This window comes from Methyloglobulus morosus KoM1 (assembly GCF_000496735.2).
Classification (GTDB): domain Bacteria; phylum Pseudomonadota; class Gammaproteobacteria; order Methylococcales; family Methylomonadaceae; genus Methyloglobulus; species Methyloglobulus morosus.
In genome coordinates, this window is the sequence record NZ_AYLO01000011.1 from 1 (window position 1) to 23,356 (window position 23,356).

Here is a 23,356-nt window from a genome sequence, read left to right on the forward strand (position 1 = left end):
AATGTCGGGAACAAGACAAACCGTTCCCACTATGTGTCAAAAACCAAATCCAAAAAAAGTCTTCTTACGTGAAAAGCTTGGTCGCCAAGGCCTTTGACAGCCCCATATACACACCCCATTCTAGGCATAAATATTGCTTAATTATTGTATCTCTACAAATGAAAGCCCGGACAAGTTAATAGCATCCATAAGTCAGCAAAATTGTTACGAATGGAGTTAACCCACTACCATTCGTCCTGAGCCCGCAGTAGGACTTATTCAGGATTGCCAGAAAATTAGGCTTTCGCAAATATCTTTGAGTGTTATGTGCAAAAATGAATGACCGGAGGAATCATGCCAATTTATGACTATCGTTGCATAGCTTGCAACAATACGTCCGAACTATTGATTAGGGGCAACACTACGCCAACCTGTCCTGCATGCGGCAGTCAGCAGATGGAAAAACTGGTTTCGGCACCAGCAGCACCCGGGAAATCAGCCGATATAATCGCCAAGGCAAGGAAGCAGGCTGCAAAAGAGGGACATTTGAGCAACTATTAGGCAACCGGACAGCCTGTAAAAAGAAGTCATTGAACATGCGCATACAGATTGCTTTTGCCGACATTTTCTAAACACTGGCAGTACTTGAAATACTCTATTTTATCGCAACCAAAAGGAAAAATTTTATGGGCATATTGGAAGATTTACAGCAAACTATCGCAGCAAACCCCATCATATTGTTTATGAAAGGTACGCCACAAGCGCCTCAATGCGGTTTTTCAAAGACAGCGGCACAGATTTTAAGGGATTGCGGTATTGAGTTTGCCACTGTCGACGTGTTGGCAAATCCTGCAATCCGCCAAACGTTGCCCAGTTATTCAAACTGGCCGACATTCCCTCAGTTATTTGTTAACAACGAACTCGTGGGTGGTTGCGATATTTTGATCGAGCTGCATCAGGACGGCCAATTGCAAAAGATGCTGCAAACAGCCGCCAACAAAGTTCATTAAGGAGGCTCATATCATGACACGGATGATCCATTGCGTAAAACTGGGCAAAGAATTGTCGGGACTGGAACGTGTCCCTTACCCAGGCGTGTTAGGACAGCGCATTTATGAAAGCATCTCCAAAGACGCTTGGCAGCAATGGCTGCAACACCAGACGATGTTGGTGAATGAGTACCGTTTATCGATGTTTGAGCCAAAAGCCAAACAGTTTCTCCTCAGCGAGATGGAAAAATACCTATTCGGGGATGGTTCTGTGATGCCTGAAGGCTACGTCCCGCCAAAACCACATCAATAGGGTATTATCATGACCACTTATATTAAGACGACAGAAGACGGCCGCAAGGTCGAAGTGATCGGGCGCGCTATTTGCCTTGCGGGTAAAAAGGAATGCGAGAAACTGGTCCATCTAAGTGAACACCCAAACGTACGCGCAATATTAGCGGCCATGCCGGAGGCCCGGTATATGGCGGGACGCTTGCCATTGACGGAAGAAGAGGCGGCAATCGCCAAAGCTGCCCTCGATGCCGCCAACGACGCTTATGGCTCTAGCCCAGACGGGATCAGTGAACGGATGCGGACGGCGACCAAGGATTTGCTGCGGTTAAGGATAGACGAGTAGCTCTATCAGCCAATATTAAAATATTATTTTTAGGCCTACGCGGCTTTATACCACGTAGGCCGTTGGAACGGGTGTTATCCCGCGTGGGCGTCTTCGCTAGGATTTAACCACGCTTGCGTCTGGGTGTAATCCAGTGTTGCTGTTTCCTGTTGCCCAATCGCACCGCAACTTAGGCATTGGAATGTAACCGAGAACGCCTGTTTGCTGCATGCATCCTCCTTCGCCTGTCTGCAACCCGTGTTGCCGCAACCCTTGCAGGTATAGACCTGACCCCGGCAAGTAAAAGCATAGCCGCCTTTGCGTTCACCGTCGCACAGCACCATACCGGTTTTGATGTTTTCATAAGTATCCATAATTTCTCTCCAAGATTAATAACAAACAAAAATAGAGATAGGCATTTTCAATAGCAACGCCCAACCCCTTAACTGGAACAACTCACCGCAAGCCCATTGGCCCAATCTGGCGGCAATGCGGCGTAGCGTTCAAAACCGGAATGTTCGTCATAAGGTTGTCGCAAGCATTGCAACACCTCATTAACGCCGGAAAAATCTTTGGCTTGCGCCTTACGGATGGCGGCTTCGGCAAGCCAATTACGTAAAATGTATTTTGGATTGGCCGCCAACATTGCCGCTTGGCGCGTATGGTCATCCGATTGTTCCGCGCGTAAACGCATGCGCCATAATTTCAACCAGGCATCGCACGCTTCCCTATCCAGAAAAAGATCGCGCACCGGTGCATCCGTTCTGGTGCTTTCGTTATCTACGACACGACCAGAAAGCCGGCTCAAAAGCCGAAAGAACAAGGAATAATCAGGACGGTGAGCTTGCAGCAAACCAAAGGTTTGCTCGATAAAATCGTCATCATCGGGCCTACCATCCAGTAGCCCGAGCTTTGCCTGCATCAAGCGTTTGAAGGTTGCCTGATAGGTATGGTCGTAATGTTCATCGACAATAGACTTGGCAATATCAGGATGCCCGATCAAGGTGACCAGGGCATCACCCAAGGCATAAAGGTTCCATTTGGCAACCCGTGGCTGTGCCCGGTAAGCATAACGGCCAAAGCGGTCGGAATGATTACAGACATGCCCGGCATCGAATGCCTCCATAAAACCGAACGGCCCATAATCCAGCGTTAAGCCAAGCACGGACATATTGTCGGTGTTCATGACCCCGTGCATGAACCCGACCGCCTGCCAATGCGCAATCAGTTCGCCGGTTCGGCTAGCGATATCGCACAACAGCGCCTGATAAGGGTTGGCATTGTCACGCAGGGAAGGCAAAAAGCGGTCGATGACATAATCCGCGAGTTGTTTGAGCTCGTTTTCTTTATCGAGTGAACTCCAATGTTGGAACGAACCGAAGCGGACAAAACTCGGCGCCAGCCGGGTAACGACCGCCGCCGTCTCAAAGCTTTCCCGCTGCACCGGCAAATCCGATCCGATAACGCATAAGGCTCGCGTCGTGGGGACACCCAGTGCAGCCATCGCTTCCGAGCAGAGGAACTCCCTGATCGACGAACGCAATACCGCCCGGCCGTCAAAACCGCGTGCATAAGGGGTTTGGCCTGAGCCTTTAAGCTGGATTTCACAAGCGCCATTGGCTGTCTTCACTTCTCCCAGCAAATGGGCACGGCCATCGCCAAGCTGTCCTACCCAATCACCAAACTGGTGGCCAGAATAGACGGCTGCAAGCGGCTCACAGCCAGGCAGCAAGGCGTTGCCGGAAAAATAGTCGGCAAATTCGTGGCATTCAAATTCCTTAATGTCAAGGTGCAGCAAATCGGCGGCAGAGTCGCTTACAGCGACCACATAAGGCTCCGGCATTCCTTGCGGACGCGAACGACGGTAAAAATTTGTTGGCAGCCTAGCAAACGAGTTGTCGAACGGCAAGGCATTGAGCAAGTAACGCTGGCTGTCTTGAGGAACGCTCTCCGGGGTAGAAATATAAGCCCCCTGGTCGCTGCCGGTACGCGACAAGGTTTCGGGCATACGGGCTAATCCGTCAAAATTCATCATATGGCGATAGCGGCAAATAGTTCAGGCTGCTGGTTACGATAGACCCGCAACCACATCAACGTCGCAGGCACAAGTTCAGAGATAACCCACCACAATTGCTGATTGTCTTTGGCAGCATATTCCGCCATTGCCAGCCATGTCTTCCAGTCTATTTCCGGCAAAGCCGCACGGGTTGCTGGAGACATGCCTAACGCCGCCAAGCCAAGGCTGTCAATCTGCCGACAAACCTCCTGCCGGGTTAGCCGAGACCTGGAAAATTCGCTTTCATCAATACCTTCTATCAGCGTCAACACCGCAACACCCGCTTCTTCAATCTTCAACAATAGCATCCCAGTCATCGCGCCCTAATTTTCCAATTACAGTGGAATCCCAAAAAATGCATCTTCATCGCCGCCCCAGGCCCTGTGCAATCGAAACGCCGAGTTCCAGCGATCACTTTCCGAATCATCGGCTTCCCGATGGGTTATCGTGGCCTCGGCATTTCCGGCGGTAAGATAAGTATTACCATTCTTGAGAAAACGCCTTAAATCCTTGGTATCCACCGGTTTCACAACAGCCTTGGGAGTTTCATCGACCAGGATCGTGGTAATTTTCATGACAAAACTCCTTCTTGCAGAGTCGGCAGTTTTTGTCGGTTAAGCTACACGATTGGGCGTAATCCCATCGGTGTCCACCAAAATATCATCGCCCTCGATTTTCAGGGGATATTCCGCCAGCGTACAAGGCTTGCCTTTTATGCACGCGCCAGTGTCGCCATTAAATGCCCAGTCATGGTGGCGGCAGGTTACCGTCTTGCCGTCAAAAAAGGCATCCGCCAGCGGTTCGTTGTCATGAGGGCACATTCCTTGAAAGGCACGGGGCTGGCTACCGGTTGGCCAGACAATCAGGATGAGAACGCGATTGACTGCCGCAACATCATACTTACCTTCTTTAATTTCACTCAATTCACAGGCCTTCGTAAACATCTCATTTTGCCTCATCTTAAAAAATTAATTAATAAAGTTTAAGCAATAATGATGCCTATTTATAACAAGCTAAAAATCATTGCCTTAGCTTAAATAACCTACGTTTATGTTAGTTTTGTAGGCAACAATTGTAGGCTTTCCGACATAGCTATTACCTTGATTGTGTGAGAAAATTTTATGAAATTAGTATCAGGAAACGGGTGAGACAATGGCAGAAGAACCATCCGGCACATGCCGGTATTTTGTGACCTATAGCGGGGTAAAACTACCGTTGAGATTGCTCAACGAATTGGATGCCTCACAGCTTGAAAACCGCAACACTTATTTTCGCGGTTATTTCGACGACCAAGACCACTTGGTTAAGCTGCAAAAAATCGTGTACAGCGAAATTGAAATGGAACATCGCTATACCTACCAAAGCGACGGCAGGTTGAAGCATGCCGAAATTATCGACGCGGAAGGCGAAGTCACGGCCATGGCATTCGATTAATTTTCCAGGCTGTTTTTTAACCCGCCAAATCCGGCACGGCCTTTGCTTGCTTTTATTAAGCGCCATTCGGGGTAAAAAATGACACCCAGGCATTTTCAGAAGCCGCTTTTTAAAGGAAATTTTTATGGCTTATATCGATGTGTGCAAACAAAGCCTTATCTATGAAGGCGAACTCGTACCCTGCGTAGCAGGCGATAAGGAAATTATCATTATGTGGCCGGACGGCGGCGAGCCGAAGGCGTACAAAGCCGCCTGCCCACATGAAGGCGTGTCGCTAGGGCGCGGCGATTTCAATGGCAGGATACTCTACTGCACCGCCCACGGCTGGGTGTTTGACGGACGTACTGGAAAAAGCCTGCAACCTGAAGGGTGGGCATTGCAGGAATATCCGCTCCGCATCCAGGACGGCATGGTGCAGGTGGATGTAATCAGCAAGTGAGGGGTTATTGGGGAGGCCGTCACCCTGAGTAGCTTAGGTTGGGTTAGGCGCACAAGTCAAATTTTGCCAATATGACATTAATGTTAAGGTGCGCCGTAACCCAACATTGGACGGTAATTCAACCTCCGAACGTTGGGTTACGACGCGCCCATAAGTCAGCAGTTGATTAACCTATGGTTGCCGTGCGCGTCTAACCCAACCTACAAAACTGCCAATTTCTCTAAGCTAGTGGCCGACCGCCTGAAGGCCGTTATGGACATTGAATACTGTCTTGCCTTCACGCCAAGAGAAAGGAACAGCGGGGTCATGACCTTCGATTTCAGGCATGATGCGTTCGCATAACATGACCAAAATATCTTCCAAAGGAGCGCTGGTGTCATTCTCCTCTGTCATACGGTCAATGGAAGCCTCTTCGCCTTCCTCATCGTTCTTATCAATGTGCAGGATAAACACCTCTTCATGCCCCGCAATGCCGTGCCAAGTTGCCCGGAAGATTTCGCCCTTAAATTCAAACTCGCGTACCATTCTTATTGTCTCCTCTGATTTTATGTGTAGAAATAACGTAATTACAACATTGATATTATTACATAAATTAAGAAAAGAGAAAATACCCTACGAATTTTAAGGAAAAAACTATTAGCGGTAAATTTATGCGGAAACCAACTTTGTTTGGGCGTTGGCGGCAGATAAATGTTAAGCAAAAAAATGATAAAGTCGCAATGCAAAAACTAGGTGATGCATGCCCATGGCTTCGGGGCTGCACGAGTGTGGATTGCGCTATTCTCGCGCCCATTGCTCAAGAGTCGCAGGTTCAAACGGTGCGTATGCAAATACAATCACCACGAAGACAACGAGACTGGGCCTCGTTGGGTAAAGCAAGTGTGCGATTAAGCGCTCGTGGGTTTATTAATCGGCACTATCAAAGCAATGGCTTGCATTATTGTGCAAGCATGATGGGCAATATCGACAGCAAGGAGAAAGATGTCGCGTTGCTGGGTAGAACTTGCCAATACATGAGTGTTATGTATAAGTTCCTCGGTAAGCTTCCCGCCTGAAAGCATGTCTTTGAATAATGTGAGGTCTTTGTGGTCTTCGCCCAGAGTTTGGACGAGCGATGCAACCCGCTCCTTGAGCCAATCAGGCACGTTCATATCGAACCACTGGCGGGCGGGAAACAAGCTTGTAAAATTCAACGGCATTGATTTAACTCCTTTAAGTAGTGGTAGACCGCCGTTCGGCTTATATCGAATGGGCGAAAATATTTGTGTCCACAGGGCCTGATAAGAATAGGCAATGTGTGCGCTGCCAATTAATCTGTGCGCTACCAATTGCCCGTAAGGCTCACATCGGAGGCCCCATATCGTCGTCTACCGTTGCAGGTTTCTTCTTTTTCTCTTTTCCAGCCGAGACAGCAGCATACGCACCCTGGTTCTTGAGCGTGACGACCGGCGGCCCTTCCAGAATATGGGTTACGTGCTGTAGCGTGGATTCCCAGGCCTTCTGTGTCGCTGCGGCATTGTAGGTGCCACGGTCTTCACAGGCGAAGTGGTGGCCAGCCGCATAGGTGCAAATGTGGAGGTCGGGGCGCGACATGCGAAAAGCGGTGACCTGGTCCACGGGAATGTATGGGTCAAGCGTGCCAAAGTGCAGCAGCGCGGGAATCTTCCGCCGTTGCGACGCATCGTTGACGATCCCGCATCCGTAATAGGAAACTACTGTGGCTACACCTTGCAGGCGGTTGGCAGCATGGTAGGCCAGGAATCCGCCCCAATCGAAACCAACGAGGGCAACTTTACCAATCTCACGGAAGGTATTGATGGTGGCTTGAATATCAAAGAATGGGCTCTCGCCAAGCGTTTTCGTCAATTGTAGGCCCTTGGCAATGGCTGCTTCGTCGTATCCAAGTTCCACAGCTTTTTCCGCACGATCAAAAAGACTCGGCGCAATCCCTAAAAACCCTTGTGCTGCAAACGCGTCAGCTAATTTGCGGATGTGCGCGTTGACGCCGAAGACTTCCTGTAGGATCACAACCACGCCTTTAGGGGAGTCGGCAGGATCGGCTTTATAAGCCGAAAAGATATGGCCGTCGGCCGCTGTAATTTCAATCATGGCACTACTCAATATCAAGGACGGCTGGATTACCGGGATCACTTATACTCGGCTATGGCAAGTTCAATGCCAAGACCTTAACAGCTACCGACAAATGCCTGTAAATACCCCAGTAACCATTATTTTACGCGCTCCGAACAGAGGCTAAGGGAAACCAACTGAATCGCGCACAACGTAAAACCACATAAATTCCCGTGTCATATTGTCAACAAATATGTACGGTTCCAGACAATAATGTCGCTGTTCTGTCCGCTACCTTTCAATAGCCGCAAGTCTCAGCGTTAATGTACTAGCGTCGCCGGCAGGCCGCTTTGCTGTTTGGCACTACCGAACACAGCCTCATACCACCACGCTTCAGGGTCACGAAACCATCCTCGGTTAGCGACGGTTTCAAAAACCGCGAATTGACCTAGCGGGGCATCATAGCGACGAAATAATTCCAGTAAGACACACAACGCATCCTCAGTCACTAGCTCGTCTTCAATATCGATAACGTATTCGTAGATATCCGGGTAAGCCATGGTTACCGGAGGCAGTTGGGTAAAAAATACGTCTTCGTCTTCCGGCGTGGCGAAACACTTCGCCGGTAAGCGTAATTCAGGCATCATTGATCTCCATTATTGCAAAATTTAATGGCTTACAAATTTCGTGCCTTGTAGTGACTTAAGCTTGCCTTCGCAAACGTTCGTCTGTCGAGGAAACGAGTGCACGCAAACGATACCCAGAGACATTTATACCATGAAGGCTACAAGTGACCGGTATGAGTGCGCCTTGCCATTCGGCAGCATCCTATAAGCCTATCTAATGGCCTTTATTGGGCTTCATTCCATTCAGGCCAACCCACGAACTAAATAAGCTTAAGAAAGCAATCCCACAATAGTTGTCAGTATTGCGACAATTCTTTTGCTTTAGTAGAAGGTGTTTTGTCAGCAACCCGCCATTTATCCTCAAAACCCTGCTAATTTGGCTGTACCATTGGTTGGCAAACAAATTGCTAGTTATTTATTAAGGCCAAAAATTCGGACGAAATGTTGTCCGCTTGTTATGGCTGACTGTTGAGTAAGTTTTTTCATGTTTTAGCGGAGGTGTGTCATGGCATTTGATTATGATTATCAAGGCGAAGTTTTAAGCACAACTGAAGTATCGGGTACGTTGCCAGCGAAACTAGGGCAGCGGTCGGTTCCTGTAGAGCCGGATGACCGTTTTCCTGGGTCATTTTTCCGTATCCCCGGCGTTCCATCACCCGGCAAAACGACTTGGGGCTTATCGGACTGATGTTTTTTGCACCAGCCGGTCACAGCTTTTGTTTTGGTATAGCCTTAAAGCGTTATCGTCGGCAATACGTCAATGACGGGTTAACATAATCCGTCTACGAGTAACTTAAAAACCCATTGCCCAATAGAGGATTACAGTATGGCGGTAGCACCCGGCTTTTTTGTGGATTGGAACGGTAACGCGCGCCGCACGGAAGATGCCGGCGGCGATCTCGTAGTAGATGTGGATACTGCAGCCCGTTATGTTGCCTTGTACACGTCAAACGGCACGCTGATGCATGAAGCAACGTATTACAAAACCTTGGAAGATATGGAGAAAAAAGGCATAAAAGCGCCTTTGGTTGACGGCTCTGTGCCTTGGGGTATGAAGAACGAGTGGTAAGCGGATCGTTAGCGCCGTATTCTTTGACCATACGAGTTCTGTTGGTTAGTTGCCATATACCGTCTTGGGGCGGCAAATCGACGAGCAGAATTCCTTGGGGATTCGTTCCTTTTATGCCCTTGGGCACACTCCATATACGTGCTGGATAGCAGAGAAAAGCGTATCTCATGCCTATTGAGAATAGCATGGAAAGGTGGATATTCGCGGATAGCGAGATAATGTCCCGATCACGTTGGGTCAAGGATTTTTTAACTTACATTAGGAGTGTTTATGGCTTTCGACATGAAACAGGAATGGTCTGACACCCATGTGGCGGCTTTGCTGTCATCGGTCAAGGATGACCGTGATTGGCGTTTGGAAGTGGATAAGGAGGGAATGGTGAGTTTGCAGGACAAGACTGCCAACCCCACGGGCGCTGATTATGACACCCATTTGCATTGTTACTTCGAGTTATGGCAACAGGGTACCGATTATGTCGGGGCTTCCGCTGCAAGCGACAAGCAATTGGTCGGAACCATAGCCAATGCCTTACGGAAGAATTATCCCGCCCTGGAACAGGGACAGTTCGTTTATATCTGAAACGGTGGCGACTTGTCGCCTAATCTTACAGAGGTAAAACATGGACATCGTCGAAGTGACCGACAGCACGTTCAACCAGTTTATTGAAGAAAACCCCATCGTCGTTTTGGATTTTTGGGCTACTTGGTGTGGGCCGTGCCGTGGCTTCGCACCCATATTCGAGGCGGCTGCCGAAAAATACCCGGACATTGTGTTCGGGAAGATCGATACGGATGCCCAGCAACAATTGTCCAAGGTCTTCGACATCCGTTCGGTCCCCACCTTGATGGTTGTGCGGGAAAAGATCGTGGTAGTGCGCGAATCCGGCGCGCTGCCCGCCAGTTCCCTGGACAAAGTGATCGAGCATGCCCGTGAGCTGGACATGGAAATCATCCGTGCCGAGATAGCTGCACAGGACGCTTAAGCCCCTAGGCAGGAAGGGGCGACTCGTAAGGACAAGGGTGGGGTAAGGAACGAACCCCAACGATAAGGGCAATCATTTTGTTGGGGGTTTACAAGTTCACCCCAACTTACGGAGAATAATAGCATGGCGCCTTAGCCTTCGTAGCTCCGATCAGCGATAGCGTAATCGGAGGAATACCATCAACTAAACCCACGCGTACGCGGTTATGCTACGCTAATCGTACGTCTCTCGCATCCAGCACATTAATTACGAAAGGCACTCGAGCAGCGCGTTGCGCGCTTGCGTAATTCGAAGAAACTCTTCGTGGCTGCCACCGGTGTCGGGATGTGCCTTCTGGGCGAGCCGCCGATAAGCTTTTTTGATCTGGGTTATCTCAAGCTTCCCGTCAATAGGCAGGTTCAATGTCTCGCGGTGTCGCCGCTCGTCGATTTGCTGGCGATGCGTCCGCCGTCGTCTCCGGCCTCCGTTGAAGCGTGCATATTGCTCGTCCAGTCGCTCCTGCGCAGCACGGCGGGCTTCGTAGGACTCCCGACGCAATTCCATTTGCTCGTCTTGCCATCTCTGCCGCGACAGGATGGTACACGCAGCGAAGGCAATCCGACCGTGTGTCTCGAGCTCGTCGAGGTTAAACGGGCCCAACATCTCGAAGGGCGGATCCATCCAGGCAATTCTGCTGCCCGTGCCGACCTCGACCCGGCCAATCGTCGCCATCATGAGAAAACCGGAAGTGCCGTTCCAAATGACCCATTCCTCTTTATCTGTAGGTGCCGGGCTGTCATGCATGAGCTGTCCTTGGGTGCTTCGCGGTCACGGGGATGCGAGTTGAAATATACAAAAGCCTGCTTTTTAAGCGGAAACGTTTTATGTTGATTCTCTGGTATCAATAACGCTTACGTTCGTGTTAATTAACATATTATCCAACGCCTTCTGCGATAACCGTGCATCGTCCTTATCTACCACAATTGACGCAATACAAAAGGTAGACCTAAACGGTGCAAGCGCCCTGCGTACCTACGAAAAACCAAAAACTTTAGCTAAATCCTGCCCCGTTAAGCTTCATCCTCATCGGCTAACGCCATCCAGCTATAACCGCCCTGATCCCAAAGCTGTGCCAACATCTGGTCGGCGCTGTAGTCGGGGAATTGGGTCTTGATAGTGCTGTACTCTTGGCTGAAAGCCTCGGCATCATCCCCTTCCAAATGGGCTGTGCTGGCATCCTCTTTGTTGCGTAGCAGATATTCCGTGTTGCTATCGTTTGCCGAAAGTTCGAATTCCTCACCTTCTGCAACCAATTTAAAAAGTGCTTGGATATTTTCTGTCATCGTTTGTCTCCATCCTGCGGAATTCCGCCATTAACCCGTTAGCTATCATGTACCCGTGAATATTCACCGATACCCCTCTTCCCTCAACACGCGCTGCACCACCGGACGCTCCAACATAAGCTGGTAATGGGCGCGGCAGTTCGGCGGCATGGACATGTTAAGCTTAGCCGCCCAAAACTCGACATAGAATAAGGCGGCATCGGCGATTGAAAACTCGCCGAGGGCATAGCCTTTGTCCGGCAATTGGGTATTGATGACGATGAAACCTTTTTCGACGATTTGTTTGCCTTGTGCCCTAACCCGCTCCTCGTCCGCACCGCCCGCCGTAAAATTATAGGTGGCAAATATCCGTGCGAAGCCTTGCATGTGCAGCGTGCCGACGACATAGTCCATCAGTTCAAGCGCCTTTACTTCGCCTTCTAAATTATCTGGCAATAATTTTGCCTTGGGGTAGCTCCGTGCCAGCCACCAGGCGATGGCCTGAAACTCGGTCAACGCCGCGCCATCATTACGGACCAAGGTGGGAATGCTAGATTTTGGGTTGACGGCTAAATAATCCGGCTTATATTGGTCTCCGGCCGGTAAATTGAGGATATAGGCTTCAAAAGGAATATCGATCTCTTCCAGCAGAATATGGATGCCTGTGGTACACGAACCGGGGGTCATATAGAATTTCATGGCTGGCATTATTCGTTCATGTCGGGATAAAGGATGACTTCATCCGGCAGGCCGTTGTCGTTGGTTTCCAGATTGACACCGGCAACCAGCGAATAGCCGACATCACTTTCAAACAGCACCACCGCCCGGTTGGGCATTTTTTGTAAAGCCTCGATGAGTTGTTCGACGGTCATTGGTTAAGGAATTCGGCAATCATCGCTTGCATAAGCACAACCCGTTAACCAGCAGCCGCAAGCGAAACCGCAACATCGGCTTCCGCGCTAACCACCAAGTTGATTTCGGTGTCACCCCTTATCAACCAGCCCAGGGTAATGGCGCGGAAGGCCGCGTCCTCCGCCTCATCCCAAACCAAGAACAACAAGGCTTCTTCCTTAGTCAACAGTTCGTCGCGTTCTATCTTGTCTTTTGCCGCCTGACAAGCAAAAGGGTCGACCTGGTTTTTGGCGAAGACTTCCTTGGCGGCTATAACGCCAGCAATGATCTCCTTTTCTGAAACCAGGTCACTATGTTTTCCTTCAAAACTGAACACAGTCGTCATGTTTTCCTCCGCAATAGGTGTTGAAACTTGTTTTAACCAATAGCAATATAAGGGTCGTAGGGCGGATTAGGCGCACAAGCAGTTTAACATTTCGATATGCAAGGCGTTTCCGTGCGCCGTAATCCGCCGAATGGCAAGGGTACGTCACATTCGGCGGATTACGCCGCGCACAAACAAAAGTGGCAAACCAAAACCTAACCACGTTGCGCGGCTAATCCGCCCTACTATCTTATGCATTAACTTTTCATACGGCTGCTAAGCAATGGTTAAGATAAGGGGTTCTAACCCGGCAATCGTCGCCTCGATGGCATCGCCCTTATTTAAAGTCACCGCCGCTTCCGGCGAACCGGTATAAATCAAATCGCCTGGGCGCAATTCAAACAAGGTCGATAAGTAGGCGACCAACTCCGGAACTTTACACAGCATATTGGTTAAATCGCCGCATTGGCGCACTTCACCATTGACCTTCAATTCGATTTTGCCCTTATCCACCACGCCTGAATAAAACTCCGGCGTGATCGATGTGCAGGGCGCAGACTGGTCGAAGCCTTTCGCCTTTGCCCACGGCAAACCTTTGGCACCGAGCGCTGTATGTAAATCGCCACGGGTCAAGTCAAGGCCGACGGCATAGCCGAACACATAATCGTAATCCACCCTTTCTGGATCAATATCTGAACCGCCTTTGTGTAAGGCCACCACCAATTGCACGGTCGCCTTCAACTCGCGGGTGTTGGTCGGATAGTAAACAAGGGAACTGTTCTGCGCGATGCAACTGGCAGGTTTCATGAAAATGACTGGCTCACTGTTTGGGGTATCCACGGCTGCCGACGTGGTCGCCGGAAAATTGCCTTCTACGCCATAAATCTGATTTACCGGATAAGGGTTGCTGGACATGGCCAGCAAACTGACGACGGGATTGGGCGCAAAGGCGTAGTTCATAGTATTCGCTCGTCATTTAATAGTTCCCACGCTCCGGCGTACCCGGAGGGGCATAAATGGGAATGCAGGCTTGGGACACTCCAGCGTCCCGTGTAGCACACCGCCAGAGTGTGGAAAAGATGCAAGCACAAGGCTGTCACGACTCAACCCTCAAATCCATGCCCCGAAAAATCGAACATCGTTTGAAAACACTTAAGTCGGGCGAAACCTGCTTTTGGCTGCAAAACTTCGCCACCAGTTTCGCCAAGCCTTTAATGTCGCGCCCGCTTGCGCTCGGGAAATGCGCCACCAACTCGGCAATCAGGGCATCGTCAACCACCAAACCGAATTGCCGGGTCATGACCTGCCAAATCTTATGGCGGGCATCGGCATCGGGCGGGTAGAATTTAATCAGCGCGATACAGCGAGAAACAATCGCCTCGTCGATGTCGTCCACCCGGTTAGTGGTCAGGAACAATAAGCCGTTGAAGTATTCCAACACTCGCAGGAATACGCCGACGATCGCATTGGCGGTCATGTCGTCATCCCGCCGCCGGATATAAACATCGGCCTCGTCGATCAGCATCACAGCCCCCCAGCGTTGGGCGCGGATCAACACATCTTTCAATGTGGACTCCATCGCCGCGACATTCAAGCCGAGCTGGCCGGAATGCACCCGGTACAAAGGCCGTTGGATAATTTCGGAATACACTTCCGCCGTCAAGGTTTTGCCCACACCGGGCGGCCCCGCACACAACACCGTGGTGCCGCCCGATTTCCCGGCGACAATGTCGTCCATTAACACATCCATTTCCGCAGTCAGGATGTCGATAAGGTCGGTCTGCTCTTCCGGCAACACCAGTTTTTGTTTCAGTTCCGGTTGGTATCGGTAAGGTGTCAGGTCGTTCACATGCACCCAGAGGTAATGATGCAGCTCCAGGTGGAACATAAAGATGTAGGGGTGTACCGGCATCTGGGTAAACATGCCTTTGGGGATGGCATCCTGCGACTCCTGCACTTCGTCTTCGGCCTCGAACTGGTTGCTTTTGGCGGCCTTACGCAAATAATTGCCGAGTACATCGCCGGGGGCATCCAAGGTCAAGTTGCGGTTGGTCAGGATGCTTTCGTCGTTGACCAAACGCGCACTGCCGCCACCCGTCGACAGCACGACCATATCCTTACGCGACCAATCGGTATTGCGATGGCTAGCGTTTGGGTCTTCCGCATAAAAGCCGGTGCCTTGCGCGGAAAATTGTGCGCCGTAACGCGCCCGCCACTCGAAGTAACGTTCGCTGGTTTCGTCGTGGTTCTTGATCAGCTCTGGCGTCTCTTTCAGGAAACCCTTGGCGGCCAGGATTTCGCCGATGGTTTTGCCGTCGATATCGCTGGCGTTAATCCGGAACGTAGTCGTAAATAAGGTGCCCTTGGCGTTCGCCTTTAATTCGACCATCACTTTTCCGGTTTCATCATTGGAAGCCGGAATGTAATCGAACCGGGTCACCACATAAGGCATCGGCTTGTCGGAAATATTCACCATAAACAGCCAGCCGCGTATGCCCCCAGTCAACAGGTAGCGGATAAGCGCAGGCAACACCTGTTCGAGCTCTTCGGCACTAAACTTAATGCCATCGTCGTTCCTGGCTTTACGTAAAGTGGCTAGCTGTGCCGCACTGGCGCGCATGTTGGGGCCGGCTTTTTGGTACAGCGCTTCGAGGCGGGAAATAACACTGTCCGGCAACTGGGTGAAAGCCACCTCGACTCTGTTGCCGAACTTAAGCTGGTCTTGCAAGGCCGCCAGTTCAGGATGATCTTTGACGATCTCTTCTACATAAGGCCGTTCGATTTGCAGTTTCATACCGGGGTTATCCCTATCGGTTATAGGTCATCGGAAATGACTTCCATCGCAATCAATTGCTCGCGCAGTGCCATGTGGTTATAAAATTCTTTGCTTGGATCGAATATAGGGTCGTTATAAAGCGCGTTGACCGCCGCCGTCTCGGAACCAAAAATACGGCACAGCTTAAGGTCGGTCGCGAGCGCGGTAACACAGGCATCAAGCTCGCTGATGGCTTCCGCCTGATAAACGTCCGAGCCAAGCAGATAATCGGCTCGATATAACACCGTATCCCCGCCCTGTTGTTCGATAAGCTTAAGCAACAGGTTACGTTCAGCATCCACATCAGGATTGTCGGTCGCCGTGCCTAACTTCTCCAATTGCTCGTCGGCAGTCGTCGTGCAGTAAACCATCTGGTTGGATTCAGTTTTGGCCGCGTACACCTTACGTATCAAGTCTTCCTGGTCAAAAGCAAACCAGGATTGGGGGCGGCCTTCGTGCGGTATCTCGACTACATAGAGCATGATATAAAATCCTTACCTTAAGCCGTGGCAGCTTGGCTGGTGCTGCGCTTGACCAACAGGGTGTTGACATTGAGGGCAAATTCGCGCCATGCGGAGGCAAGGTCGCGCCGGATCGTGTCGATATATTCATCGGTCGGTTTGTGTTCCTGGTCGAAATTCGATATGGCGCAGGAACTGCGATTGAATTCCAGTGCCGCATTCAGCAATGTTTCATTGAAACCCATAAACGGGGTCAACAGGTGCGGGGTCAAATCCGACCTACCATTGACGACGACTTCCACCTCGGTCACGAAAGGTAACTCTTCCAATACCAGCAAGGCCTTTTGATAGATTTCATCGACGGTCGCCAACAGGCTAAGCTGGGTGAGTTGATCGCGTTGCTGATCGGCCAGGCGCTGGTTCAAGTAGCGTTGATAGAATGCCAGGGCATCCGTCCGGTAGGTGTTGACCCAATCGCTAAAGCGGATGACGCAACGGCGATTTTCAGGGGCATGCAAACACGGAGCCAAGCTGAACTGTCCGTATATGCGTGCGGCAGCGTCCAGCGCGCCTTCCAAATAGCCGCCGCCATGGCGGGCGGTTTCCGAAGACCCCAAGTACAGCTTGTGATTCCAGTAAGGCTGCTGCAAATAGGGATTGCCATACTCGGGTTGGCTAAAGGGCTGAGCTTCATCAAGCTTGCTACAGGTATAGGTTTCGGTAGCCCAATCTTGAAAATGCAATTCCCCATCTTGGGCTTCTTTCCCAAAAAACTGTGCGAGCTGGCTTTCAACCAGTATCGGCAATCCAACTTGAAAGGATATCCGTTGACTGGGCGAAAGCGCGACAAAACCACCCAACGCGGCCTTGCTTGCCGTCGCATCGCAAGCATCGAATATCTCACCGAGGACGGCCTGTTCATGATCGGCAGAACCGTTGCCCGATTGGCCTGCATCGCGCCAAAATGCCTTGGGATAAGCAACCAACGCCTTAGCTTCCGCTGCCATCCAGGTCGGGGTGTTTTCCAAAGCTTGCTGTAGGTTTTCATTAAGCGTAGGCTTAAAACTTACCTGCTCAAGCACTAATCGTGGCGGAAGCGCAAGGACAACACGACGCGCTTCAATCGTGCTCCAGTCTTCACCAACACGAAAACGCAAGACGAGATGATCACCATGTTCCTCAATTGCGGTCAAGACTTGCCCAAGTTTTATGCTGTCAGGGGGTAGGTGTTCCGCCAAGGCATTAACCAGGGATGCCATGCCGCCGTCAAGGCGTTGTGCGCCGCCGTGTAAAGCCTCATCCTCTGAGGTTTCCAGCTTACCGTCGGGATTATCAAGACGAAGCACTGTTCCGGCATCGTTTTGAGGGAAGCTGGTTAGGCTGAGTTCTGTTATTAAACTTGCAAGGCGTGGCTGTTGCTCAGGCCAGAACCAGGTTGGCCCCAAATCCAGCGCGGCGCCTGTGGCTTCGGATTGAACGGATAATATCCGTCCTCCCAAGCGCGGACGTGCTTCAAATAAGGCATAGGGCCGACCTTCCCGCTGCATCGTATAGGCCAGCATCAAGCCACATAAACCGCCTCCCACAATGACCGTATCGTGCATTAAAGACTCCTTTGTACGTCCAGCTAAACTGTTGGCATAACCAGGGCTGCCCGGAGCACCTGTGCTAAATGCATACTCTCGCGTTGCGCGCCATCACGTATCTGATGTTGACAGCTTATTCCGTTCGCAACTACCCATGTCTCAGGATTGGCTTGCCGTACGCTTGGCAACAAGGACAGCTCAGCCATCAGCAAAGAGGGCCCATAATGCTCGGCTTCGAAACCGAAGGCACCCGCCATGCCGCAACAACTTGATTCAATAAACTCGCTCGTTAACCCTGAAACCAAATTTAACAACTTACGTACCGACTTCATCGCGCCAAAGGCTTTTTGGTGGCAATGGCCATGGACGATGACCTGCGTATCCGGCTGTAACTTGAACGTCAGCTTGAGTTGTTTGGCATCGTGTTCGCGTGCCAGAAATTCTTCCAGCAGCATCGCCACCTTTCCGATTGCATCAACTTGTTCACCCAACCCCAAAGCATAATACTCATCGCGCAACATAAGCAGACAAGACGGTTCCAAGCCGATAATAGGTATGCACCTCTTTGCATAAGGGAAAAGTGCAGCAACGGTGCGGCGAGCCTCCGCACGGGCTTGCTCGACCAAGCCGTTGGACAGGAAGGTCCGACCGCAACACAAGGGCCGTTTGCCGTCAATAGGACGGGCAATATGAATCCGGTAGCCGCCTGCCAACAACAGTTCTAGCGTCGCTTGCGCGGTTTCTGGAGCGAAATAATTCGAGAAAGTATCAACGAGTAAAGCGACCTCACGTCCGTTGCTATCACCCACCGTTTCGCTAGTCAGGGACGCAAGAAAACTGTGTTTTGCGACACGAGGGAAAGGACGCTTTGCCGAGATCCCTAGCCAGCGTTCTCCCCATTTGGCAAACAAGGGCATGCGTTCACGCAACACGCTTAACCAACAGATAAGCGGATACTTGGCCAAATAATGCGGCAAGTGTGCGAACAGCCATTCGCGCAACGGCACTTTACCCGCTAACCGCCAACGTTGGGCAAGTGCTTCAACGCGCAATAACGCCATATCGACGCCATTAGGGCACTCCCGCTTACAACCCTTACATCCGACGCATAAATCCATTGCCGCTGAAACTTCCTGCCCAATAAATGGTTGGGGGCCGTAATCCCCATTGAGCGCGGCCTTAAGGGTTTGGGCACGATGATGCGTGGAATGGACAGGATTATGCGTAATGCGAAAGCTAGGGCACATGACCCCTTTCTCCGTGCGCTGGCATTGTCGGTTGCCGATGCACACCGCCGCCGCTTTGCCATAGGAACCGCCGACAACTGGCAATTGGGCAAAGGCATCGCCGTTCCCATAATTTTCGTAAACCGACCAGTCGAGTTGGGTATCCATATCAGGTTTAATAAACTTCTAACATACTTTAGTCGTAAGCAAGAAAAATGCCACCTGAAAAAAATAAATAACCTTTTGATATTTATATAAATGTAAAAACAAATAAGGATGAAAAACTTACAAAATCAAACCTGCATGTAGCAAACACAACAATACCTTGCAGATGGGAGGAGGTTTTATTACAAATTGTTGGAAACCTTACAAACCATCCTATTCTTGTCAGGTTTGCTACCCCATTGGATACGTTATTGAAAAATAAATAACCATATTTATCATAAAGATAAATTGTTTTTCAATATGGCAAGAAAATTGCTTTTCATTGTAATTAAAAGCCTATTTTTTTGTATTTGGCAGCAAAGCAGAAATGGTCAAAACAATTGGCTTTTCTCACTCCCTTTTAATGAGGTGACAATGAGCGACGGAAAAAACCATAGTAACAGCAGTGACGGCGACCATTTACTTTACTGTTCATTTTGCGGCAAAAACCAGCATGAGGCGCACAAAATAATTGCCGGCCCATCGGTCTTTATTTGTGATGAATGTATCGATCTATGTAACGATATTATTCGTGAAGAAACCCAAGGGAGGGCCTCAGCGGAGACAGAAAAAAAATTGCCGACCCCACGTCAAATCAAGCTTATTTTGGATGAATATGTCATCGGCCAAGAGAAAGCCAAAAAGATCCTTTCGGTGGCGGTATACAACCACTATAAGCGCTTGGGCTCGTCGGTGAAGGGAGATGATGTTGAACTGGCAAAGAGCAATGTGCTGATGATCGGGCCGACAGGCAGCGGCAAAACACTGCTCGCGCAAACGCTGGCGCGGTTATTGAACGTCCCATTTGTGATCGTGGATGCGACCACATTGACGGAAGCCGGTTATGTTGGCGAAGATGTGGAATCCATCATCCTTAAGCTCTTGCAAAAATGTGATAACGATATTGAGAAGGCGCAAACGGGCATCATCTACATTGATGAAATTGATAAAATTTCACGCAAATCCGAGAACACCTCCATTACCCGCGATGTATCCGGTGAAGGCGTACAACAAGCATTATTGAAACTGATTGAAGGCACCGTTGCTTCGGTGCCGCCGCAGGGTGGGCGCAAGCACCCGGATCAAGTCAATCTACAAGTCGATACCCGCAACATCCTGTTTATTTGTGGCGGCGCCTTTGCCGGCCTGGAAAAAACCGTCCGCTTCCGCACCGAGAAAAGGGCGGGAATCGGTTTTTCCGCCGAGGTCAAAGGCGAAACGGAAAAACAAAGCAACATCGACATACTGCAACAAGTCGAACCCGAAGACCTTATCAAGTACGGCCTGATTCCGGAATTTATCGGTCGCTTGCCGGTGGTCGCCATGCTGGACGAATTGAACGAAACACAGTTAATCCAAATCCTGACCGAGCCCAAGAACGCGATTACCAAGCAGTATGCCAAACTCTTCGAAATGGAAAATGCAAAGCTTGAAATCCGTACCGAAGCACTCCACGCCGTCGCGCAAAAGGCTATCGAACGGAAAGCGGGTGCCCGGGGCTTGCGCTCAATTTTGGAACATGCCTTGCTTGAGACCATGTATGACCTGCCATCGCTCAATGGCGTTGAAAAAGTCATTATTGATGAAGCGGTCATTCGGGGAGAAGCAAAGCCCTACTTCGTTTATAACCGCGCGGAACTTCCCTTGGCCGCTTCTTAAACTGTCGGCATTCACTAACCGATAACCAGCACCATGAGCATTCACCCGATATACGATGTGTTGCTTGAGCAAGCGGCTTCGACCAACTTGGTCGCTGAAGTGCTGATCGGGCTTACCTGGACATTATGCCGGAGTCAAGATGCCGGCATGGGACTGGCCATGAGTCCAGCCATCCCAACCCGCACCTTGCCCTGGTCAGGTACGCTGGCAGGAAAAAAAATTACGGAACTGGCATCCCAGATTATTTCCTGGAATCCTTACGAAGCAACAGTCGCCATGGCGGCGATCAACGCCGTGATCAATCATGACAATCCGCTTTTACTGGCATCTGAACCAATCCAAACTGAACAAACCCCAGCCAATCTCGCAGTCTTTGAATGGTTTAAACCCCTACTGAATGATAAGCGAATTGTCGTAGTGGGCCGTTATCCTGGACTGGAGCGCTATGCTGCTGAACTTGATATTAGCGTATTGGAACGCCAACCCGGCCCTGGCGACCTACCTGATCCGGCCTGCGAATATCTTCTGCCCGATGCCGATTGGATATTTCTCACCGCCAGTTCAATCCCCAATAAAACCTTTCCGCGCCTAGCTGAACTTGCTAAAAACGCTAAGCTCGTATTGATGGGGCCGACCGTACCGTGGCTGCCCGAATTGGCTGAGTTTGGGGTGGATTTCCTCGCAGGCATACGCATCGAGAAGCCCGAAAAACTACGTCAAGCTATCGCTGAGGGTGGCGGTACCCGTATCTTTGAATGCGGTGCACATTATTGCGTCACTAACTTAGAACTCGCCTCGCGCAAGGACCACCATGCAACACGCCGTTCAGCCTAGCGAACCCGACACATATTGGGCCAATAGCCTGCCGACGATAGCCTCGTTTGTCGGCAATACTCCCCTGGTACGCTTGCAGCGCCTACCGGGCGATACCACTAACATTATTTTGGCTAAGCTCGAGGGCAATAATCCAGCGGGTTCGGTGAAGGATCGCCCGGCCCTCAGCATGATACGCCATGCCGAAGCACGCGGTGAAATTAAGCCAGGCGACACACTGATAGAAGCCACCAGTGGCAACACCGGGATAGCGCTTGCAATGGCAGCAGCCATCAAAGGTTATCGACTGATACTTATCATGCCAGAACACATGAGCATAGAACGGCAAGCCGTAATGCGGGCCTTTGGTGCGGAGATCGTGCTGGTCTCAAAGACGGAAGGCATGGAAGGGGCCCGCGATGCCGCAGAAAAGCTAGCCCAGGAAGGACAAGGGCGGATTTTGGATCAATTTGCCAATCCTGACAACCCGCGCGCCCATTACGAAGGCACGGGCCCTGAGATTTGGCGTGACACTGTAGGCCGCATTACCCATTTGGTCAGTTCCATGGGCACAACGGGTACCATCATGGGAACTTCACGCTATTTAAAGGAGCAAAATCCTGCCGTCACCATTGTCGGGGTCCAACCCCAGGAGGGTGCATCTATCCCTGGCATTCGCCGATGGCCTGTTGCTTATTTACCCAAAATCTATGAATCGGCACGGGTAGATAGGATCATCGATATTGGGCAAAGCGAAGCTGAAGAGATGACCCGTTCGCTCGCCGCAAAAGAAGGAATCTTTGCCGGAATATCGTCGGGCGGCGTAATGGCAGCAGCCTTGCAGATTTCTATGGAAGTGCGTGATGCAGTTATCGTAACAATCGTCTGCGACCGGGGCGATCGGTATCTTTCTACCCAAGTATTTCGATAACCGATATATGAATGAGCTTCTACAAAAAATAGTGACGTCTACGGCAAAGGAAGGCATTGACACAGGCCATAGCATTGATAAGCAGACTCCGCGCCGTCTACGGTGGCTAAGTTTGCCGAGTGAATGGCGGGACGACATTCGTTGTGTATTCGGACGAGACCCTGCGGCGCGAAATGTACTTGAGGTATTGACAACTTATCCCGGCATTCACGCGATTCTTGTCCATCGCCTGTCCCATCGGCTATGGCTATCCGGATTTCATTATGTCGCCCGCTTCCTGTCCTACTTGACACGATTTTGGACCAATATCGATATCCATCCAGGCGCAGTAATCGGCCGCCGTTTTTTTATTGACCATGGGGCGGGGGTTGTCATCGGCGAAACGGCAGTGGTGGGCGATGATGTCACGCTTTATCATGGCGTAACCCTTGGCGGCACCAGTTGGCATCAAGGCAGACGCCATCCATACCTTGGCAATGGTGTCCTGATCGGGGCTGGAGCAAAAATCCTGGGGGCCATCACACTTGGCGATAATGTGCGGGTTGGCGCTAACTCCGTGGTGGTGGACAATATCCCAGCGAATCAAACTGCGGTCGGAATGCCTGCGAGAATAGTGCAGACGAAGGTTGGCGGGGAAATGAACCCCAACAAAATTGATCTCGACCATCACCGTATCCCAGATGTTGTCGGCCAGGTGATTGCCTGCCTGATGGAACGAATCGAGGTACTTGAAAATAAGGCGGCAATATCCGCGCAAAGTACGCACCGCTGCACAAGTTGTGAAGCCCTAACGATATGTGAAACGTCACTGGAGGAATCATAGTGCGAATTAGGCATGATGGATCAGGGATTCCGAGGCGACCAAACCACTCATAATCTTGGCG

General features: G+C 50.6%; 33 protein-coding genes and 1 pseudogene. 15 read left to right on the plus strand and 19 right to left on the minus strand.

Annotation, left to right across the window (positions count from 1 at the left end):
* Nucleotides 1-333: 333 nt before the first annotated feature.
* The 5 genes and pseudogenes from MGMO_RS21015 to MGMO_RS01725 form a co-directional block, all read left to right on the plus strand.
* Nucleotides 334-414: pseudogene (locus MGMO_RS21015) on the plus strand (FmdB family zinc ribbon protein); the annotation flags it as partial.
* A 5-nt stretch (nt 415-419) separates the two neighbouring features.
* Entirely contained in the window at nt 420-611 is a 192-nt protein-coding gene (locus MGMO_RS20450; protein ID WP_036306512.1) for a hypothetical protein, read from the plus strand.
* A 54-nt stretch (nt 612-665) separates the two neighbouring features.
* Nucleotides 666-989, plus strand: coding sequence for a Grx4 family monothiol glutaredoxin (gene grxD, locus MGMO_RS01715; protein ID WP_023493285.1), 324 nt, complete (start codon nt 666-668; stop codon nt 987-989).
* A gap of 13 nt (nt 990-1,002) precedes the next feature.
* Nucleotides 1,003-1,281 carry an oxidative damage protection protein gene (locus tag MGMO_RS01720; protein ID WP_023493286.1) on the plus strand — a complete coding sequence of 93 codons (279 nt, stop codon included), beginning with the start codon at nt 1,003-1,005 and terminating at the stop codon, nt 1,279-1,281.
* Nucleotides 1,282-1,290: 9 nt separating this feature from the next.
* Nucleotides 1,291-1,605 (plus strand): hypothetical protein, encoded by a 315-nt coding sequence (locus tag MGMO_RS01725; protein ID WP_023493287.1) that lies wholly within the window; start codon nt 1,291-1,293, stop codon nt 1,603-1,605.
* Between the two features lie 74 nt (nt 1,606-1,679).
* Here MGMO_RS01725 and MGMO_RS01730 read toward each other — a convergent pair whose 3' ends face one another.
* From MGMO_RS01730 to MGMO_RS01750, 5 genes are all read right to left on the minus strand, one after another.
* Nucleotides 1,680-1,958, minus strand: coding sequence for a hypothetical protein (locus tag MGMO_RS01730; RefSeq protein ID WP_023493288.1), 279 nt, complete (start codon nt 1,956-1,958; stop codon nt 1,680-1,682).
* A 68-nt stretch (nt 1,959-2,026) separates the two neighbouring features.
* Nucleotides 2,027-3,619: a protein adenylyltransferase SelO gene (locus MGMO_RS01735; protein ID WP_023493289.1), complete on the minus strand. Its 1,593-nt coding sequence runs from the start codon at nt 3,617-3,619 to the stop codon at nt 2,027-2,029.
* Nucleotides 3,616-3,957, minus strand: coding sequence for a ribonuclease HepT family protein (locus MGMO_RS01740; protein WP_023493290.1), 342 nt, complete (start codon nt 3,955-3,957; stop codon nt 3,616-3,618). Before MGMO_RS01740 ends, MGMO_RS01735 begins: the two co-directional genes overlap by 4 nt.
* Before the next feature lie 18 nt (nt 3,958-3,975).
* A complete protein-coding gene (locus tag MGMO_RS01745; RefSeq protein WP_023493291.1) occupies nt 3,976-4,215 on the minus strand; it encodes a hypothetical protein in 240 nt (79 codons plus the stop codon).
* A gap of 39 nt (nt 4,216-4,254) precedes the next feature.
* On the minus strand, nt 4,255-4,599 hold the full coding sequence (locus MGMO_RS01750) for a Rieske 2Fe-2S domain-containing protein (RefSeq protein WP_321163107.1): 345 nt from the start codon (nt 4,597-4,599) through the stop codon (nt 4,255-4,257).
* A 193-nt stretch (nt 4,600-4,792) separates the two neighbouring features.
* Here MGMO_RS01750 and MGMO_RS01755 point away from each other — a divergent pair, with 193 nt between their 5' ends.
* The gene (locus MGMO_RS01755; RefSeq protein WP_023493293.1) at nt 4,793-5,074 is read left to right on the plus strand and encodes a DUF6156 family protein; all 282 of its coding nucleotides are present in this window, start codon (nt 4,793-4,795) and stop codon (nt 5,072-5,074) included.
* Nucleotides 5,075-5,198: 124 nt separating this feature from the next.
* A complete protein-coding gene (locus tag MGMO_RS01760) occupies nt 5,199-5,513 on the plus strand; it encodes a Rieske (2Fe-2S) protein (protein WP_023493294.1) in 315 nt (104 codons plus the stop codon).
* 225 nt (nt 5,514-5,738) lie between these two features.
* On the opposite strand, the gene MGMO_RS01765 is transcribed toward MGMO_RS01760, so the two are convergent.
* The 4 genes from MGMO_RS01765 to MGMO_RS01780 form a co-directional block, all read right to left on the minus strand.
* A complete protein-coding gene (locus MGMO_RS01765) occupies nt 5,739-6,038 on the minus strand; it encodes a hypothetical protein (protein ID WP_023493295.1) in 300 nt (99 codons plus the stop codon).
* A 362-nt stretch (nt 6,039-6,400) separates the two neighbouring features.
* Nucleotides 6,401-6,712 carry a hypothetical protein gene (locus MGMO_RS01770; protein WP_023493296.1) on the minus strand — a complete coding sequence of 104 codons (312 nt, stop codon included), beginning with the start codon at nt 6,710-6,712 and terminating at the stop codon, nt 6,401-6,403.
* Between the two features lie 142 nt (nt 6,713-6,854).
* Nucleotides 6,855-7,622: a dienelactone hydrolase family protein gene (locus MGMO_RS01775; protein WP_023493297.1), complete on the minus strand. Its 768-nt coding sequence runs from the start codon at nt 7,620-7,622 to the stop codon at nt 6,855-6,857.
* A gap of 281 nt (nt 7,623-7,903) precedes the next feature.
* Nucleotides 7,904-8,230 carry a hypothetical protein gene (locus MGMO_RS01780; protein ID WP_152976271.1) on the minus strand — a complete coding sequence of 109 codons (327 nt, stop codon included), beginning with the start codon at nt 8,228-8,230 and terminating at the stop codon, nt 7,904-7,906.
* 484 nt (nt 8,231-8,714) lie between these two features.
* On the opposite strand from MGMO_RS01780, the gene MGMO_RS20220 reads away from it, so the two are divergent.
* The 4 genes from MGMO_RS20220 to trxA all read left to right on the plus strand — a co-directional run bounded on the left by MGMO_RS20220 (nt 8,715) and on the right by trxA (nt 10,260).
* Entirely contained in the window at nt 8,715-8,897 is a 183-nt protein-coding gene (locus MGMO_RS20220; protein WP_023493299.1) for a hypothetical protein, read from the plus strand.
* A 138-nt stretch (nt 8,898-9,035) separates the two neighbouring features.
* On the plus strand, nt 9,036-9,278 hold the full coding sequence (locus tag MGMO_RS01790) for a hypothetical protein (RefSeq protein WP_023493300.1): 243 nt from the start codon (nt 9,036-9,038) through the stop codon (nt 9,276-9,278).
* Nucleotides 9,279-9,548: 270 nt separating this feature from the next.
* Nucleotides 9,549-9,857 (plus strand): hypothetical protein, encoded by a 309-nt coding sequence (locus MGMO_RS01795; protein WP_023493301.1) that lies wholly within the window; start codon nt 9,549-9,551, stop codon nt 9,855-9,857.
* Between the two features lie 40 nt (nt 9,858-9,897).
* Nucleotides 9,898-10,260, plus strand: a complete 363-nt coding sequence (gene trxA / locus MGMO_RS01800; protein WP_023493302.1) for a thioredoxin — start codon at nt 9,898-9,900, stop codon at nt 10,258-10,260.
* Nucleotides 10,261-10,506: 246 nt separating this feature from the next.
* On the opposite strand, the gene MGMO_RS01805 is transcribed toward trxA, so the two are convergent.
* The 10 genes from MGMO_RS01805 to MGMO_RS01845 all read right to left on the minus strand — a co-directional run bounded on the left by MGMO_RS01805 (nt 10,507) and on the right by MGMO_RS01845 (nt 19,033).
* Complete coding sequence (locus MGMO_RS01805; RefSeq protein ID WP_023493303.1) at nt 10,507-11,043, minus strand: DnaJ domain-containing protein; 537 nt, start codon at nt 11,041-11,043, stop codon at nt 10,507-10,509.
* A gap of 266 nt (nt 11,044-11,309) precedes the next feature.
* Complete coding sequence (locus tag MGMO_RS01810) at nt 11,310-11,582, minus strand: hypothetical protein (RefSeq protein WP_023493304.1); 273 nt, start codon at nt 11,580-11,582, stop codon at nt 11,310-11,312.
* Between the two features lie 63 nt (nt 11,583-11,645).
* Nucleotides 11,646-12,269: a glutathione S-transferase family protein gene (locus tag MGMO_RS01815; protein WP_023493305.1), complete on the minus strand. Its 624-nt coding sequence runs from the start codon at nt 12,267-12,269 to the stop codon at nt 11,646-11,648.
* The gene (locus tag MGMO_RS20225; RefSeq protein ID WP_023493306.1) at nt 12,269-12,433 is read right to left on the minus strand and encodes a hypothetical protein; all 165 of its coding nucleotides are present in this window, start codon (nt 12,431-12,433) and stop codon (nt 12,269-12,271) included. Before MGMO_RS20225 ends, MGMO_RS01815 begins: the two co-directional genes overlap by 1 nt.
* Nucleotides 12,434-12,477: 44 nt before the next feature.
* Nucleotides 12,478-12,798 carry a hypothetical protein gene (locus MGMO_RS01820; RefSeq protein WP_023493307.1) on the minus strand — a complete coding sequence of 107 codons (321 nt, stop codon included), beginning with the start codon at nt 12,796-12,798 and terminating at the stop codon, nt 12,478-12,480.
* Between the two features lie 255 nt (nt 12,799-13,053).
* Nucleotides 13,054-13,737 carry a fumarylacetoacetate hydrolase family protein gene (locus MGMO_RS01825; protein WP_023493308.1) on the minus strand — a complete coding sequence of 228 codons (684 nt, stop codon included), beginning with the start codon at nt 13,735-13,737 and terminating at the stop codon, nt 13,054-13,056.
* A 136-nt stretch (nt 13,738-13,873) separates the two neighbouring features.
* Entirely contained in the window at nt 13,874-15,571 is a 1,698-nt protein-coding gene (locus MGMO_RS01830; RefSeq protein ID WP_023493309.1) for an ATP-binding protein, read from the minus strand.
* Between the two features lie 20 nt (nt 15,572-15,591).
* The gene (locus tag MGMO_RS01835) at nt 15,592-16,074 is read right to left on the minus strand and encodes a hypothetical protein (protein WP_023493310.1); all 483 of its coding nucleotides are present in this window, start codon (nt 16,072-16,074) and stop codon (nt 15,592-15,594) included.
* Nucleotides 16,075-16,091: 17 nt separating this feature from the next.
* Nucleotides 16,092-17,657, minus strand: coding sequence for a flavin monoamine oxidase family protein (locus MGMO_RS01840; protein ID WP_023493311.1), 1,566 nt, complete (start codon nt 17,655-17,657; stop codon nt 16,092-16,094).
* A 23-nt stretch (nt 17,658-17,680) separates the two neighbouring features.
* Entirely contained in the window at nt 17,681-19,033 is a 1,353-nt protein-coding gene (locus MGMO_RS01845) for a (Fe-S)-binding protein (protein WP_023493312.1), read from the minus strand.
* 411 nt (nt 19,034-19,444) lie between these two features.
* Here MGMO_RS01845 and clpX point away from each other — a divergent pair, with 411 nt between their 5' ends.
* The 4 genes from clpX to cysE are packed head-to-tail and all read left to right on the plus strand — an operon-like array spanning nt 19,445 to nt 23,295.
* The gene (gene clpX / locus MGMO_RS01850) at nt 19,445-20,728 is read left to right on the plus strand and encodes an ATP-dependent Clp protease ATP-binding subunit ClpX (protein WP_023493313.1); all 1,284 of its coding nucleotides are present in this window, start codon (nt 19,445-19,447) and stop codon (nt 20,726-20,728) included.
* Between the two features lie 33 nt (nt 20,729-20,761).
* Nucleotides 20,762-21,562 carry a DUF364 domain-containing protein gene (locus MGMO_RS01855; RefSeq protein WP_023493314.1) on the plus strand — a complete coding sequence of 267 codons (801 nt, stop codon included), beginning with the start codon at nt 20,762-20,764 and terminating at the stop codon, nt 21,560-21,562.
* A complete protein-coding gene (gene cysM, locus MGMO_RS01860; protein ID WP_023493315.1) occupies nt 21,540-22,472 on the plus strand; it encodes a cysteine synthase CysM in 933 nt (310 codons plus the stop codon). Before MGMO_RS01855 ends, cysM begins: the two co-directional genes overlap by 23 nt.
* Nucleotides 22,473-22,479: 7 nt before the next feature.
* Nucleotides 22,480-23,295, plus strand: coding sequence for a serine O-acetyltransferase (gene cysE / locus MGMO_RS01865; RefSeq protein WP_023493316.1), 816 nt, complete (start codon nt 22,480-22,482; stop codon nt 23,293-23,295).
* The last annotated feature ends 61 nt before the right edge of the window (nt 23,296-23,356 follow it).